The sequence below is a fragment of the Myxococcus sp. MH1 genome, assembly GCF_059738865.1.
The window spans coordinates 5,050,284-5,064,936 of record NZ_AP026947.1 but is presented as its reverse complement, the minus strand read 5'-3'; the positions used below and the strand labels follow the sequence as shown (position 1 = coordinate 5,064,936).

Here is a 14,653-nt window from a genome sequence, read left to right as displayed (position 1 = left end):
CGGGGATTCGAAGCGGGTGCACGGCCGCACGCCCCTCCCCCGGAGGACCGACACAGGCAATCGCCGCACGGCTGGCTCGTCTACAGTTTCGACCGTGACATCCCAGACGCCCGCCATCGAAGTGACGAACCTGCGCAAGACGTACCAGCGCGCCTTCCGCAGGACGGGGAACATCGCCCTCCGGGGCATGGACCTGTCGGTTCCCCAAGGAAGTGCCTTCGGCCTCATCGGCCCCAACGGCGCGGGGAAGACGACGTTCATCAAGAGCCTGCTCGGCATCGTCCAGCCCACCGAGGGCACCGTGCGCGTCCTGGGCGGCACGCCCGAGGATGCCCGCATCCGCGCGCGCATCGGCTACCTGCCCGAGCGCCTGCACCTGCCCGGCTCGTGGACGCCCACCGCGTTCCTCGCGACGGTGCGCCAGCTCAAGGGCCTGAAGCCGGACGCGCCGGGCCACCTGAAGCTGCTCGAGCGCGTGGGCCTCTCGGACGCCGTGGGCCGGAAGATTGGTGGGTACTCCAAGGGCATGCGTCAGCGCTTGGGGCTGGCGGCGGCGCTCGTGGGGGAGCCGGAGCTGCTCATCCTGGACGAGCCCACGGACGGCATCGACCCGATGGGGCGCATGGAGGTGCGGCGCATCCTCCAGGAGGAGGTCCGGCGCGGCACGACGCTCTTCCTGAACTCGCACCTCTTGGCGGAGACGGAGCGCGTGTGCGATCGCGTGGCCATCCTCGCGGACGGCCGCGTGGTGCGCGAGGGGCGGCTGGAGGAGCTGGTGCGCGGCGGCTCGCGGTGGGTGGTGCGCTTCGCGCCGGGCACGAGCGCCGAGGCGCTGGCCGTCGCGGGCTTCACCCAGGCGCGGGCGGACGGCGTGTACCACGTGGAGGCCGAGGACCCGGCGGCGCTCAACGGCGCGCTGGACCGGGCGCGGGCCACCGGGGCGTTGCTGGTCGAGCTGCGGCGGGACGGGATGGATCTGGAGTCGGTGCTGCTGGGGACGATGGGCGCCGGCGCGGGGCGGGCGGAGGTGGCGGCATGAGGCCGGTGGTGGGAATCGCGGGTTACGTGCTGCGCGAGGCGGTGTCGCGCAAGTTCATCCTCGCCTTCATGGTGGGCATCACCCTGGTGCTGGCGGTGGTGGCGCTGAGCCTGAGGCTGGAGGTCATCGACGGGGCGCTGGCGGCGTCGCGGCTGTTCGGTCAGGACATCCGCGCGAACATCCAGTCCGTCGACGTGGCGTTGCGGCCGGTGTACCAGGCGGCGGCGTTCATCGTGTTCTACGGGGGCATCCTGTTCGGCATCGTCGCGTGCTCGGACTTCGCGCCCAGCCTGATGTCGCCGGGGAGAATCGAGCACCTGCTCGCGCTGCCCATCCAGCGCTGGCACCTGCTCGCGGGGACGTTCCTGGGGGTGATGACGCTGGCGCTGGGCGGGACGCTGTATGGCACCACGGGGCTGGTGCTCATCTTCGGGGTGAAGGCGGGGTACTGGACGGTGGGGCCGCTCGTCGCGGGGTTGATGGCGTGCGTGGGCTTCGCGGCGGTGTACGCGGTGATGTTGACCACGGCGACGCTGGTGCGCAGCGCGGCCTTGTGCGCGGCGGCGGGCTTCGCCTTCATGGTGGGCGGCATCATCGCGGGCAACCGGCAGCAGATCGCCCGGTTCTTCGAGGAGGGGCTGAGCCGCGACGCGTTCCTGGGGGTGACGCTGCTGCTCCCCCGGCTGTCCGCGCTGGCGGAGGCCGCCGGGGACCTGGCCGCGTCGCTGCCCCTGGAGGTGAGCTCGCTGGGGACGCTGCTGCTGGGCGTCTTCGTCTTCGGGATGGCGGCGCTGGTGGTGGGATTCTGGCGGTTCGAGGGAAAGGACTACTGAGATGGAGAGGCGCCAGAAGCGAGGGGCGTGGTTGGCGATGGCGGCGCTGCTGTTCGTGGCCGCGGCGGTGTTGATGTTCCTGGGTCAGGGCGACAAGACCGAGACCGAGGAGCCCAAGGTGGAGTTCCCCCGACGGATGCGCGCGCCGGAGCGTGAGCGCGCGGAGCGGCGCAGGACGCAGCCGACGCCCGTCGCGCCGGACGCGGGCGAGCAGGCCGCGGTGCCCGCGAAGCCGAGGGATCCACTGCTCGCGGCGCTGCCCCGGGGTCCGGGCAAGACGGCGGTGGTCATCGAGGCCAACGCGCTGAGGCACTCGCCCATCGGCGCGCTGCTGCTGGACTGCATGATGCGCGACGGCGGCAAGCAGTTGGAGCAGTTCCGCCAGAAGAGCGGCGTGGATCCGCTCCAGGACCTGGACCGGCTGGTCATCACCGACGAGGGGATGATGCTGTCGGGCAACTTCAGCAACGCGCGCTACCAGGAGCTGTTGGGCGACCGCGTGTCCGCGGACTACGGCCAGGGCGCGCGCGTGTACGAGCCGGGCGAGTCCACCGACACGCTGAAGGACGGCACCACCGTCACGCGACGGGGTGGGCCCTCCATCGGGACGTGGAACAACCAGCTGCTCGTCATGGGCAGGTCCCCCGACGAGGTGAAGGCCGCCATCGACCGCGTCGAGGGGCGCGGGCCGGACGAGCCGCCCGCCATCTCCGAGAACAGCACGTACGGAGAGATGTACGGTGTGCTGTCCGTGGAGCACATCGCCCGGCTGCTGCCGAAGGAGCAGGCGGCGCTCGCGCAACGGCTGCGTGACGTGGCCCAGAACGTGGAACTGCACCTGGACGCCAGCTCGGACGTGGCGCTGGTGGCGGAGATCCAGGGCGCCAACGCGGACGACGTGACGGACCTGGGCAAGTCCCTCGGCGCCGCGCTGTCACTGGCGCGCATCAAGGCCCAGGCGGGCGAGGACAAGGACCTGGCCCAGCTGCTCGACTTCGCCAAGGTGAAGCCGGATGGCAACTCCTTCACCCTGGAGATGGCCGTCCCCCTGGCCGTCATCCAGGAGCGGCTGGCCTTCTGCAAGGAGGAGCGCCGCGCCGCCGAGGCCGCGGCCCCCACCGGGAGCGAGGCCAAGGTGGGGGTCGAGCAGGCCCCAGCGCCCTGATCCACGGCCGGACGCCCGGTGGGTGCATGCTCTCCGAGCGTCCGGAGGGCCGAGCGCCATGGCCAAGTCGCGGGGATCTCTGCGACACTCTCGCGCCGTAAGGCCTGTCTCACCCCCCTCGAGACAGTCCCCCGACGAGAGAACCGATTGATGATTTCACGTGTGTCGAGGGTCGCCCCGTTGCTGTTCGGCTCGGGGCTCTGCGCCCTTGTCTACCAGACGGTGTGGCTGCGGGAGTTCCGTCTCATCTTCGGCGCCAGCACCGCGGCGTCGGCGGCCGTGCTGGCCATCTTCATGGCGGGGCTGGGACTGGGCGGTGTGCTCCTCGGCGCGCGCGCGGACCGGAACCCACGCCCGCTGAACTACTACGCCAACCTGGAGCTGCTCATCGCGGCCAGCGCGGGCCTGAGCCCGTTCCTGGTGGAGCTGGCGCGCGCGGCCTACATCGGCGTCGGCGGCACGCCCAGCCTGGGGCTCTTCGGCGGCAGCGTGGCGCGGCTGGTGCTCTCCACGCTCGTGCTCGCCGTGCCGACGGTGCTGATGGGCGGCACGCTGCCGGCCGCCGCGCGCGCGGTGCAGTCGGATGAGGACCCCGCGCGTCGACACCTCGCCATCCTCTACGGCGTCAACACACTGGGCGCCGTCACCGGCGCGACGCTGTCCACCTTCTTCATGCTGGAGGTGTACGGCAACCGCACCACGCTGTGGATCGCCTGCCTCCTCAACGCGGCCGTCGCCATCTGCGCGCGCAGCGTGAGCCGCTCCATGGAGCCGGAGGCCGCGACGGCGAAGCCCCAGGCCGCTTCCGAGTCCTCCGCCGCGCCCGTCGCTGCTGACGTCGTCGCCGCGCCGGTGGCGCAGCCCGCGAGCTCCGTGGCGCGCGCGACGCCGTCGTCCATGTTCGCGCTGGTGGCGGCCCTGCTCGTCGGCTTCTCGTTCCTCCTGATGGAGCTCGTCTGGTACCGGATGCTGGGCCCCATCCTGGGCGGGACCACCTTCACCTTCGGCCTCATCCTGGCCATGGCGTTGCTCGGCATCGGCCTGGGTGGCGCGGCCTACTCCATCGTCTTCCGGCATCGGCCGGCCACGCTGTCGGGCTTCGCGCTGACGTGTGCCCTAGAGGCCGCGTTCATCGCCCTGCCCTTCGCGCTGGGAGACAGGCTCGCGGTGTTCGCCGCGCTGCTACGCCCCTTGGGCGGCGCCGGCTTCGGCGGGATGATGCTGGGTTGGGCGCTGGTGGGCTCGGTGGTCATCCTCCCCGCCGCGTTCATCTCCGGCGTGCAGTTCCCGCTGCTGCTCGCGCTCGTGGGCAAGGGCAGTCAGGACGTGGGCAAGCAGGTGGGCCAGGTCTATGCCTGGAACACGGTGGGCTCCATCGTCGGCTCACTGGCGGGGGGCTTCGGTGTGATTCCGCTGATGAGCGCGCCGGTCACCTGGCAGCTCGTCGCGGGCATCCTCGCCGTGCTGGGCCTCGCGTCCGCGGTGCTATCGTTGAAGCTGGAGCGCCAGGTGCCGGCGCTGTTCGCTCCCGTCTCCGTCGCCGTGCTCGCGCTGGTGCTGCTGTCGACCCAGGGGCCCACCGCGGCGTGGCGGCACGGGAGCGTGGGCGCCGGACGCGCCGCGCTCGCCAACCCGACGCTCAACCACATCGATGCATGGGTGCGCAGCAAGTCGCGCGGCATCGTGTGGGAGAAGGATGGCGTCGAGAGCAGCGTCGCGCTCAACTCCGACAACGGCCTGTCCTTCATCGTCAACGGCAAGTCGGACGGCAACGCCATCGGTGATGCGCCGACCCAGGTGATGAGCGGGCTGCTGGGCGCCCTGCTCCATCAGGAGGCCCGCAACTCGCTCGTCATCGGCTTGGGAACCGGCAGCACCGCGGGATGGCTGGGCGCCGTGCCGGGCATGGAGCGCGTGGACGTGGTGGAGATCGAGCCCGCCATCCTCGACGTCGCGCGGCGATGCGAGGCGGTCAACCAGAAGGTGATGGACAACCCCAAGGTCCACACGTTCATCGCCGACGCGCGCGAGGTGCTGCTCACCACGCGGCAGCGCTACGACATCATCTTCTCCGAGCCGTCCAATCCCTACCGCGCGGGCATCTCCAGCCTCTTCACGCGCGACTTCTATCAGGCCGTGAAGGAGCGCCTGGCCGAGGGCGGCATCTTCGTCCAGTGGCTCCAGGCCTATGAAGTGGACGCGCTCACGGTGCAGAGCGCCTATGCCACGCTCTCCTCGGAGTTCGAGGCCGTGGAGACGTGGCAGGTCCACTCCGGGGACCTGCTGCTGGTGGCGACGCGCAAGCCGCTGGTCCACGACGTCGACAGGATGCGGACCCGCATCGCCGAAGAGCCCTACCGCAGCGCGCTGCGCGCCACCTGGCGCACGGACGAGGTGGAGGGCGTGCTCGCGCGCTTCGTGGCCGGTCCGGCCTTCACCGCCAAGGTCGCGGAGGAGAGCCAGGAGCTCATCAACACGGACGACGTGTCGTTCATGGAGTTCGCCTTCGCGCGCAGCCTGGGCCGGGACACCGGATTCTCCATCCGCACGCTGTGGTCCATGACGAACGTGCTGGGCACGGGCCGTCCGGACATCAAGGGAAAGGTGGACTGGGACCGGGTGGCCATCAACCGCGCCTGGTACACCATCCCGCTGTCGCGCGAGGAGGCCAACAGCTCCGTCGTGAAGGGCTGGGTTCCCATCATCGATGCGTTCAACAAGGGGCAGCTGGGCGCCATCCACGCGCATTGGAAGAAGGAGCGGTGGGAGCCGGTGGGCCCGCGCGAACAGCTGGTGCTGGCGCGGGTGCTCGCGAGTGTCGGCGACGAGGAGGCCCTGAAGTATCTCGAGCCCATGCGCGCGACGCTCCCCGTGGAGGCGGACCTGCTCGAGGGTGTGCTGCGAATGCGACAGCGCAAGCTGCCCGAGGCCGCCGCCCTGTTCGAGCGAGGACTCATCGCCCTGCGCACGAATCCATGGCCGGCGCGCGAGGTGACCTCCTCCATCTTCGCGGAGCTGGCCGTCATCGCCCGCACGGACAAGGCCCTGGGCCGCAAGCTGGTGGACGTGCTGGCCGTGCCGTTCGCGGCGGACTCGCTGACCGTGGCGCGCGAGGAGACCCGCATCGAGCTCGCGAAGCTCGTGGACTGGATGGGCCTGTGTGTCTCCGTGCTGGAGCCCACCGAGCCCTTCACCGTCTGGGACAGCAAGATGCTGGATGACCGGCGGCGCTGCTACGAGCACCACGGCCACCCCATGGCACTCAACGCGGAAGCGGACCTGCAACGACTCATCTCCCAGGCCCCGGCCGTGTTCATGAGCCAGACGATGGAGACTCCCGCGCCCGTGCAGCAGTCCTCGGATGCGGCCCCCACGCCCGCGGCGCCCACCGCCCCGGGTCAGGCCACCGAGACGGCGCCGTAGCACGGACGCACCGAGGGCGGCCCACACCGGGCCGCCCTCACACCACCATGGCGCGCACCTCGTCCGTGAAGGCGTGCTCGTCCTCGGTGTGCACCACCAACGGTGGCAGGACGGTCAGCTCCGCGGGTCCCCCCTTCACCGCGTGCAGCAGCACCAGCTTCGCGGGCCGGTCCGCGCGCGGATGGACCCACCGCACCACGCGCGGCTCCAGCCCGAAGACGCGCAGCACCGTCACCAGCTCCGCGAAGCGTGACGCCGGGTACACCATGCACAGCCCTCCCCGGGGTTCGAGCAGGTGCGCCGCGGCCCTCGACACGTCCGACAGCTCGCACGCGAGCTCATGCCTCGCCAGCGCCTTCTCCGTGGACAGGCTGGTGTGCCCCGTCGCCCGCGCGCGGTAGGGCGGATTGCACAGCACCTGCGCGAAGCCGCCCGCCGGGAACTGCTCGTCCACGCGCCGCAAATCCCCCAACACCAGCGACACCTCGCGCTCGCAGTGGTTGAGCAGCACGTTGCGTCGGGCCAGGGAGAACAGGCCCGGCTGCAGCTCGAGCCCGAGGAGGTCCTTGCCGCGCCACCGACAGGCGAGCACCAGCGGGATGATGCCGCAGCCCGTGCCCAGGTCCATCAGCCGCCCGCGCCCCGCGCCGCCCACCGACACCGCGAAGTGCACCAGCAACAGCGGGTCCAACGTGAAGCGATAGCCCAGCCGGCGCTGGAGCACCCGCACCGCTCCGCCACAGATGGCGTCCAACGTCTCGCCGGGCCCCACCTGGAGCTCCGGCGCCGAGCGCCCCGACTCGTCCGGCGCGCTGTGCGTCAGCACCCTCACGCGGGCGGACTACGCTTCCGTGTCGAGGAACAGCAGGCCCGCCGGAGGCAACGGCTCCACACGGAGTGTCCTCGGCGGCAGCGTGGCCTGCGCCTCCATCACCGCGCGCACCTCCCAGATGGGCGGCGGATTGAGCGCGAAGCCGACCTGGAACGTGCCCGACTCCACCCCCTTCACCAGCGTCTCCAGTCCCTGCACCGGGAACACCTGGGGATGTCCCGCCGCCTCGGGCTCGCGGATGCCCAGCACCGTCCTCAGCACCAGCGCGTTGAGCAGCGCCAGGTCCAGGCTGCGCAGCGTCGGGTTGCGCGGCGCGCCCTTCAGGTGCGCCAGGTCCAACCCCTGTCGGAAGCGCAGGATGCGCCCCCTGCCGCCCGGCAACACCAGCAGCACCGCGTGGTGCCCGGTGATGAGCGTCGCCAGCCGCTCCCGCGCGGCGACGAGCCCTCGAGGTGTGTCGAGCGGCTCGTCCAGTTCGTACACCCGCGCGTACGCGGTGACGAGGGTGAGGAAGGTCTCCTCCCTGAACGTGTCCACGCCCTTGAGCGCGCGGTGGATGGGGAGCACCTCCAGCCCCGGGTCCGACAGGGGCACCACCGCGGCCAGCGTGGGCCCGCCTTCCGCCAGCGCGCTGAGCGGGCGCATGGGGGCCTCGTCCAGCACGGCCTGGATGCGCTTGGAGACGGGCGAAGGTTCGATGCGGCGCAGCGACAGCGGGTGGCCGTCGTAGTCCCCCTCCCACACCAGGGTGGAGCGCTCGCTCGCCTCGGCCAGCAGGCCCCGGAAGACACCATGGTCGTCCGCGGTCAGCGTGACGGCGGGCTCGGCCTCCCACGCACGGGGCCGGTACGGGTCATCCTCCAGCGGGGTGCCCGCGTCCGGCCGCAGCGAGCACAGCAGGTAGCGGACCGGTGGGCCGCCCAGCTTGCCCGCCGGGCTGTGGACCTCCACCACGTAGAGCGCGGGCCGGGCGTCGCGCAGCAACGTGCCCGACTCCCGCTGGCGTCGCAGCTCCGCCGAGGGGTTGGCGGCCTCCAGCAGGGGCCGGACGTGGGAAGGCTGGGGCACCGCGTTGCTGCGCGGCACGTAGCCGCTGGGCTCGAGGGTCCGAGCCAGCGGGGTCAGCAGGGCCGTGAAGGGATGGACGCGCGCCATGTCGCGAGGAAAGGTGGTGTCTGCCTCCCCTCGGTGCCACGACGCATGCTCGCCCGCCCCCCGGGCCGTCTACCACCAGACGTTGCGGTAGGGCCGGTCCTTGGCGGACTTCAGCGCGGAGCGGTCCACGCTCTCCTCCCACAGCAGGCTCACCGTGGTGATGGCGCCCGCGGAGCCGAGGAAGGACAGCACGTACGGCGTCGACTGGTCGAAGCCGCCCAGCACCAGGCCGGAGATGAGCAGCACCGCCGCGCCCACGCCCGCGCCGAACAGGTCCGCGCGCAGAATCTGCGAGGGCGTCGGGTTGTAGCGCATGGTGGCCAGCGCCAGCGCGCCCGCGCCGATGCCCGGCGCGAGCAGCAGCGTGTCCCGCCACGTCTTCGAGGAGATGTCCGTTCCGGAGAAGTGGATGACGGCCAGCAGCAGCGCCGCGTAGGCCGCGCCCCACCCCGCGCCGGAGGAGATCAACAGGCCGTCGTTCAGCGGGAGCTGCCCGCCGCCGAGCCCCGCCGTCAGCCACGCGCCCAGCTCCGCGCCCAGGAACGCGGACCAGGTGAGCACCCCCGCGTCCTGGGTGAAGAGGTCCATGAAGCCGGCCATGAAGGCGCCGCCCACGCCCGAGTTGATGATGGTGAAGGACGCCATGGGCTTGTCCACCCAGTTGTTGAATTGCCACCAGGAGGACGCGCCGAAGCCCAGGCCCGCGCCAATCAACGTGCCGGCCAGCATCGCCTCGCGCGAGCTCTGGTCGAAGTCGAAGTCATTGGCGAACGCCTGCGTGAAGAAGCCACCCAGCGCGCCCAGCGCGGTGTGATGCGCGATGAAGCGGAAGCTGCCCGGCCCCGACAGGAAGGGCCCCAGGCGCTGACGCCCATCCAGGATGGCGCCGCTGTCCACATACGGCGGCGGCGTGGCCGAGGCCGACGGCGTCAGCGACGCGGGCGTGCCGTCCTGCGTCAGCGGTGACTGGCGCAGGTCCGGCGCGTCCGCGCGCGGCACGTCTGACGTTTGTGGAGGGTTGTCCACGCGAGGCATCGTCGCCGGGTTCGGAGGAGTGGCCGGCACGGTGTTCGACGGCGGCGGCTCGGCCATCCGAGGGTCGGCGTACGGGTCCACGGGCGGCAGCGGCGACGGCTCCGGCGGAGTCGAGGGCGCGGGATCCTGCGGAGGATACGCGGGCTGCGCCGGAGCCGGCTCCGACGGGTACGACGAGCCCACCTGGGCGCGCGCGCCTTCGGGCGTCGCGAGCAGCAGCGTGAAGACGGAGCAGAGACAGAGCCAGTTTCGCAGAGGTGACACGCAAGGACTCCTTGGGTCCAAACGACACAAGACCACAACCCAGGCCCGGGTGGTGTTTTTTGCGCGCACCTGGGCGGGTGGAAGTGTGTCTCGGTGGCTCGAAGCGTCACGGGCACGGCATTCGTGCACGGCTGCTTCAATTCCCTCGCGACCCGGAGCGACCTCGGGCATCCGTGCACATCATGCCCAACGGGTTCTCGTGGTCCGAGCTCGATGTCGACTCCGCTCGTGTGGTCGTCATCAAGGATGTCCCCCTGCCCTCCTCACGTCGGGACTTCGTCCTGTACTGGTGCATGGTCAACCATCGCGCCGAGGAGAACCACGCGCTCGATGCGGCCATCGCGCTGGGCAACCACCTGGGGTTGCCCGTCGTCGTGTATCAAGCGCTGCGTCCGGACTACCCCCATGCATCGGACCGGCTCCACGCGTGGGCGCTGGAGGGCATGGCGGACCTCGCGTCGGCCTTCGCGTCGCGCGGCCTGCCCTACTGGCTGGAGCTGCCGCGCACGACGAAGCAGCATCGCCCCCGACTGGCGGAGCTGGGACGGCGCGCGGCGGCGGTGGTGTCCGACCTCTTCCCCACGTACATCATCCCCGGCCACTTGCGAGGCGCGGCCAAGGCCCTGGATGTGCCGCTGTTCGCGGTGGACGCCTCGTGCGTGGTGCCCATGCAGCGCATCCCCACGGTGCAGGCCGGCGCGTACACGCTGCGCCCCAAGCTCCAGAAGCTGTGGCCCGAGTACCTTGGACGGACGTTGCGCGCGCGTCCGGTGAAGGCCGCGGCCGCGGGGCGCGCCCTGGAGCCGGACTTCGAGCTGGCCGACGCGAAGCAGGCCCGGCAGGAGCTGTCCGCCTTCCACATCGACCACAAGGTGGCGGCGCTCGAGGAGCGCGGTGGACGCAAGGCGGCGCTCAAGACGCTGGAGGCCTTCCTCCACGGCAAGCTCGACGGCTACGACACCGAGCGCAATGACCCCGGCCGCGCGCACCAGTCCGGCCTGTCCCCCTTCTTCCACTGGGGCAACCTCTTCGCGGGCGAGGCGGCCCGGGCGGCCATCCGCGCGCGTGGCACGGACCACCCCGCGGTGAGGAGCTTCCTCGAGGAGCTGCTGGTGCGGCGCGAGCTGGGCTTCAACTTCTGCTTCCACACGCCCGAGGACAAGCAGCTCTCCGTGGAGTCCCTGCCGGGCTGGGCGCGCGAGACGCTGTCCACCCACCAGAAGGACCCGCGCGAGCACCTGTACTCCCTGGAGCAGTTGGAGCACGCGCGCACGGCGGACGGCCTGTGGAACGCGGCGCAGCGCGAGCTCCTGGAGCGCGGCCGCATCCACAACTACCTGCGCATGCTGTGGGGCAAGAAGATCCTCGAGTGGAGCGCCACGCCCGACGAGGGCCTGAAGCGCATCGCCCACCTCAATGACAAGTACGCGGTGGACGGCAGGGACCCCGCGAGCGTGGCCAACTTCATGTGGGTCCTGGGGCTGCACGACAGGCCGTTCCAGGAGCGCAAGGTGCTGGGCAAGGTGCGGCCGATGAGCTCGCCGCGCACGGCGGAGAAGTTCAACCTGGCGCCCTACATGACGCGCTGGGGCCGGCCGGGAGATCCGCCGGTGAAGCTCAAGCGCTCGCGCCGCGTCCAGGAGTGATGCGCCGGGCCGTTGACATTCGTGCGCTCAAGGGCGACTCGGCGGTTCCCTTCTCGGCCCGGCGTCGATAAACGAATGGCCAGGACACTGAAATCAGGAGCCGTGCCATGGGCATGCTGAAGTTCGATATCCCCCACTCCCTGCCGAAGGACCAGGTGAAGCAGCGCGTCGAGGAGCTCCTCCGGTACTGGGGTGGCAAGTACGGAGTGAAGGCCGACTGGCAGGGCGAGGGCGCCAAGATTGTCGGCAAGGTGATGGGCATCCAGTTGGACGCCTCGTTCGTCATCACCGACAAGGCCGTCGAGGGCGAGGGCACGGACCCGGGCATGCTCCTGCGCGGGCAGGCCAAGTCCTACCTCCAGAAGAAGTTCGGCGCCGTGCTGGACCCCAGCAAGTCGCTGGACCAGGTGAAGTCCTCGCTGGACTGAGGGCCCTCCGCCTCCGCGCGACACTCAGTGCGGAGGCTGCTCCTCCAGCGCGGCGAGCGCATAGCGCGCCGCGCGGGAGATGGCCTCGGCCGAGTCCAGCATCTCCGGGTAGTGCCCCGCCAGCGTGCGCTGGGGGAAGCGCAGCTGCGCAATCGCGTTGCGGTAGCTGCGACGGGCCGCCTCGGAGTCGTGGCTGCGCTCCTGCACCTGTGCCAGCAGGTAGTGGCCGATGGCGAGCGTGGGCTCCAGGAAGAGCGCCTTGCCCAGCTCCGAGCGCGCCTCCCGCAGCTCCCCGGCCTGCAGCGCGGCCACGCCACCGAACACGCGCGCCTCCACGCACAGCGGCTCGCGCTGGATGGCCTGGGCGAACGCCTCCCGCGCCTCGGTGATGCGGCCGGTGAGCGAGTAGAGATTGCCCAGCGTGAGCAGCGCGTCGAGATCACTCGGCTCGTCCACCAGCAGGCGCTGCACGCCCTGGATGGCGGCGGGGAAGTCCCCCTGCGTCATCTTCCGCACCGCCATGGCCAGCCGCTCCGCGGGAGGCAGCAGCTTGGGCCACGCGGTGGCGGCGGGAAGCTCACCGGTGACGGTGCGCGCGGGCGCGGACACCGCCGGCAGCTCCACGGTGGGACGCGTGCGGACCGCGTCCGCGGCGCTCACCGCCGGCAGCTCCACGGTGACGCGGGGACGGCCCAGGTCGTTGGTCTTCGTCGTCGCGGGCGGCTGCGTGCCGGAGGCCTGCGTCGTGGACGCGGCGGGCAGCGGGCGCACGGCCGGGAAGGCACCGGAGAGCGCGCCGGGACCTCGGGTGGACGCGGTGTCCGGGGTGCTCGCGCGAGGACGGGCGCCCTGGGCCAGCTCGACCGCGGGGCGGGCGTAGACGGCCGGGGAGAAGGGCTCGGGCTCCGGCGCGCGGGCCGGCGGCTCGGTGGAGACGGGGTACGGGTGGATGCGCAGCGGCGGCGGACGGTAGCCCTTGTCGCTGGGCGGGCGCCGGTACACGAAGGCGCCGTCGACCTCGATCATCTCGAAGCGGTCATAGACCTTGAAGAGGCTCTCCGAGTACCCGAGGAACAAGAGCCCCCCGGGCCGGAGCGCGCTCAGGAAGCGGTCCATCAGCCCGCGGATGGTGGGCAGGTCGAAGTAGATGATGACGTTGCGGCAGAGGATGAGGTCCAGCGAGTTCAGCGCGACCTTGTCGAAGACGGGGACCGCCAGGTTCTGTCCATCGAAGCGGATGTACTCACGCAGCGCGGGCAGCGCCTCGTGGCCATCCTCGACGGGGCGGAAGAAGCGGGCCAGCCGCTCCGGATGGATGCTGATGCTCCGGCGCGTGGAGAACCTCCCCTGCCGGGCGGCCTCCACCGCGGCCAGGTTCAGGTCGGTGGCCCACAGGTCCACCTCCGCGGACAGCGCCCCCAGCTCCGCCAGCACCATGGCCATGCTGTAGGGCTCCTCGCCCGTCGCACAGCCCGCGGACCAGATGGACACCTTGCGCATCTCCCGCCGCGCGCGGGCGAGCAGGTCCGGCAGCACGCTCTTCTCCAGCGCGCGGAACTGCTTGGCGTCGCGGAAGAACTCCGTGTGCCCCACCGTCACCAGGGGCAACAGCGAGCGCAGCTCCTCCTCGCCTCCCACGCCCGTCAGGCGCTGGAGGTAGCGCTCCGGCTCCTCGATGCCGAGCACGGGCATGCGGGTGGACAGGGCCAGCCGCAGGCTGTGGAACCCATCCGGGGTGATCTTCAGCCCCGCGCGCTCCAGGAGGAGCGCGGCGAGCTGCTGAAGCACTTTGTTGCTCACGTTCAGCACGCTTCCACCCACTGCACCAACGTGGGGCCGATGCGCTCCAGCGGCAGCACCTCCTGCGCCGCCCCGAGCAACACCGCCTCGCGAGGCATGCCCCACACCGCGGACGTGCTCTCATCCTGGGCGATGGTCCGCCCTCCCCGCTCCCGGATCTCCTTCATCCCCCGAGCCCCATCCCGCCCCATTCCCGTCAGGATGACTCCGACACAGCGCGAGCCGAAGGACTCCCCGGCCGAAGTGAGCAGCATGTCACACGAGGGCCGGAATCCACGGAGCGCGGGCCCCGAGTCCAGCTCCAACCTGCCCTCGGGTCGCACCAACAGGTGACTGCCCGACGGGGCGATGTACACCGTCCCGGGCACCATCACCATGCCGTGCTCCGCCTCCGTCACTCCCAGCGCCGTCTCCATCGTCAGCCAGTGCGCGAGGCCCTCCGTGAAACCCTCGCTGATGTGCTGGCAGTAGGCGATGGGCGCGGGAAAGTCTCGTGGAATCTTCCGCAGTACCTGTGCGACCGCCTTGGGCCCCCCCAGGGAGGCGGCAATGGCCACCAGGGGATAGGGCGGCGCGGGCAGGTCCTCCTTGGGCAGCTTCGCCGAGGGGCGCGTCTGGGTCTGCCGCACGGCCTTCACCTGGGCCAGCATCACCAGCTTGCGCGACACGTGGGCCCAGAACTCCGGGCCCGGAATCGCGGGGCGCTCCATCACGTCCAGCGCGCCCAGGGCCATGGCCTGGAAGGCCTCCTGGCCGGTGAGGGCCCCGGGGTGGAGCGCCAGCACGGGCACGGGCCGCCCCGCCATCACCTGCTCGATGGCCTCCAGCGCCTCCAGGCCGGTGAGGTCCACCAGCGCCACGTCCGGGAAGTGACGCTGCACGGCGACGAGCGCGCCGGGGAAGTCGACCTCGGCGGGCCCCACCGGGACGAGCGACTCGCCGTCGAACAGGCCCCGGGCCGCGAGCGCGCGCAGCCCCTTGCCCACCATGAGCACCCTGAACGCCATCGCCGCCGCGACCGGTCCGCCCAAAC

At 71.3% G+C, this 14,653-nt stretch carries 11 protein-coding genes; 6 read left to right on the top strand and 5 right to left on the bottom strand.

Annotated elements, in window-relative coordinates; genetic code table 11:
• The first annotated feature begins 94 nt into the window (after positions 1 to 94).
• The 4 genes from AC6JA9_RS20150 (at position 95) to AC6JA9_RS20135 (ending at position 6,460) form a co-directional block, all read left to right on the top strand.
• A complete protein-coding gene (locus AC6JA9_RS20150; RefSeq protein ID WP_223749962.1) occupies positions 95 to 1,039 on the top strand; it encodes an ABC transporter ATP-binding protein in 945 nt (314 codons plus the stop codon).
• Positions 1,036 to 1,872, top strand: a complete 837-nt coding sequence (locus tag AC6JA9_RS20145; protein WP_046713530.1) for a hypothetical protein — start codon at positions 1,036 to 1,038, stop codon at positions 1,870 to 1,872. The genes AC6JA9_RS20150 and AC6JA9_RS20145 overlap by 4 nt, the downstream gene beginning before the upstream one ends.
• Position 1,873: 1 nt before the next feature.
• Positions 1,874 to 3,037 (top strand): hypothetical protein, encoded by a 1,164-nt coding sequence (locus AC6JA9_RS20140; protein ID WP_223749963.1) that lies wholly within the window; start codon positions 1,874 to 1,876, stop codon positions 3,035 to 3,037.
• 162 nt (positions 3,038 to 3,199) lie between these two features.
• Positions 3,200 to 6,460: a fused MFS/spermidine synthase gene (locus AC6JA9_RS20135; RefSeq protein ID WP_497960448.1), complete on the top strand. Its 3,261-nt coding sequence runs from the start codon at positions 3,200 to 3,202 to the stop codon at positions 6,458 to 6,460.
• 37 nt (positions 6,461 to 6,497) lie between these two features.
• On the opposite strand, the gene AC6JA9_RS20130 is transcribed toward AC6JA9_RS20135, so the two are convergent.
• From AC6JA9_RS20130 to AC6JA9_RS20120, 3 genes are all read right to left on the bottom strand, one after another.
• A complete protein-coding gene (locus tag AC6JA9_RS20130; protein ID WP_223749965.1) occupies positions 6,498 to 7,292 on the bottom strand; it encodes a tRNA1(Val) (adenine(37)-N6)-methyltransferase in 795 nt (264 codons plus the stop codon).
• Between the two features lie 9 nt (positions 7,293 to 7,301).
• The gene (locus AC6JA9_RS20125; RefSeq protein WP_497960446.1) at positions 7,302 to 8,447 is read right to left on the bottom strand and encodes a DUF1015 family protein; all 1,146 of its coding nucleotides are present in this window, start codon (positions 8,445 to 8,447) and stop codon (positions 7,302 to 7,304) included.
• 69 nt (positions 8,448 to 8,516) lie between these two features.
• Complete coding sequence (locus AC6JA9_RS20120) at positions 8,517 to 9,746, bottom strand: hypothetical protein (protein ID WP_426746533.1); 1,230 nt, start codon at positions 9,744 to 9,746, stop codon at positions 8,517 to 8,519.
• A gap of 182 nt (positions 9,747 to 9,928) precedes the next feature.
• Here AC6JA9_RS20120 and AC6JA9_RS20115 point away from each other — a divergent pair, with 182 nt between their 5' ends.
• Complete coding sequence (locus AC6JA9_RS20115; RefSeq protein ID WP_223750039.1) at positions 9,929 to 11,392, top strand: deoxyribodipyrimidine photo-lyase; 1,464 nt, start codon at positions 9,929 to 9,931, stop codon at positions 11,390 to 11,392.
• A 107-nt stretch (positions 11,393 to 11,499) separates the two neighbouring features.
• Positions 11,500 to 11,820 carry a polyhydroxyalkanoic acid system family protein gene (locus AC6JA9_RS20110; protein WP_046713526.1) on the top strand — a complete coding sequence of 107 codons (321 nt, stop codon included), beginning with the start codon at positions 11,500 to 11,502 and terminating at the stop codon, positions 11,818 to 11,820.
• A 24-nt stretch (positions 11,821 to 11,844) separates the two neighbouring features.
• Here AC6JA9_RS20110 and AC6JA9_RS20105 read toward each other — a convergent pair whose 3' ends face one another.
• Together AC6JA9_RS20105 and AC6JA9_RS20100 are read right to left on the bottom strand one after the other, a co-directional pair.
• On the bottom strand, positions 11,845 to 13,629 hold the full coding sequence (locus AC6JA9_RS20105) for a CheR family methyltransferase (RefSeq protein ID WP_267696360.1): 1,785 nt from the start codon (positions 13,627 to 13,629) through the stop codon (positions 11,845 to 11,847).
• Entirely contained in the window at positions 13,623 to 14,627 is a 1,005-nt protein-coding gene (locus AC6JA9_RS20100) for a chemotaxis protein CheB (RefSeq protein ID WP_223750040.1), read from the bottom strand. Before AC6JA9_RS20100 ends, AC6JA9_RS20105 begins: the two co-directional genes overlap by 7 nt.
• Between the last annotated feature and the right edge of the window lie 26 nt (positions 14,628 to 14,653).

Excerpts from the sequence above, each read along its gene's own strand:
- AC6JA9_RS20145 (WP_046713530.1), top strand. The coding sequence starts at position 1,036 with ATGAGGCCGGTGGTGGGAATCGCGGGTTACGTGCTGCGCGAGGCGGTG.
- AC6JA9_RS20115 (WP_223750039.1), top strand. The coding sequence starts at position 9,929 with ATGCCCAACGGGTTCTCGTGGTCCGAGCTCGATGTCGACTCCGCTCGT.
- AC6JA9_RS20110 (WP_046713526.1), top strand. The coding sequence starts at position 11,500 with ATGGGCATGCTGAAGTTCGATATCCCCCACTCCCTGCCGAAGGACCAG.
- AC6JA9_RS20100 (WP_223750040.1), bottom strand. The coding sequence starts at position 14,627 with ATGGCGTTCAGGGTGCTCATGGTGGGCAAGGGGCTGCGCGCGCTCGCG.
- AC6JA9_RS20125 (WP_497960446.1), bottom strand. The coding sequence starts at position 8,447 with ATGGCGCGCGTCCATCCCTTCACGGCCCTGCTGACCCCGCTGGCTCGG.
- AC6JA9_RS20140 (WP_223749963.1), top strand. The coding sequence starts at position 1,874 with ATGGAGAGGCGCCAGAAGCGAGGGGCGTGGTTGGCGATGGCGGCGCTG.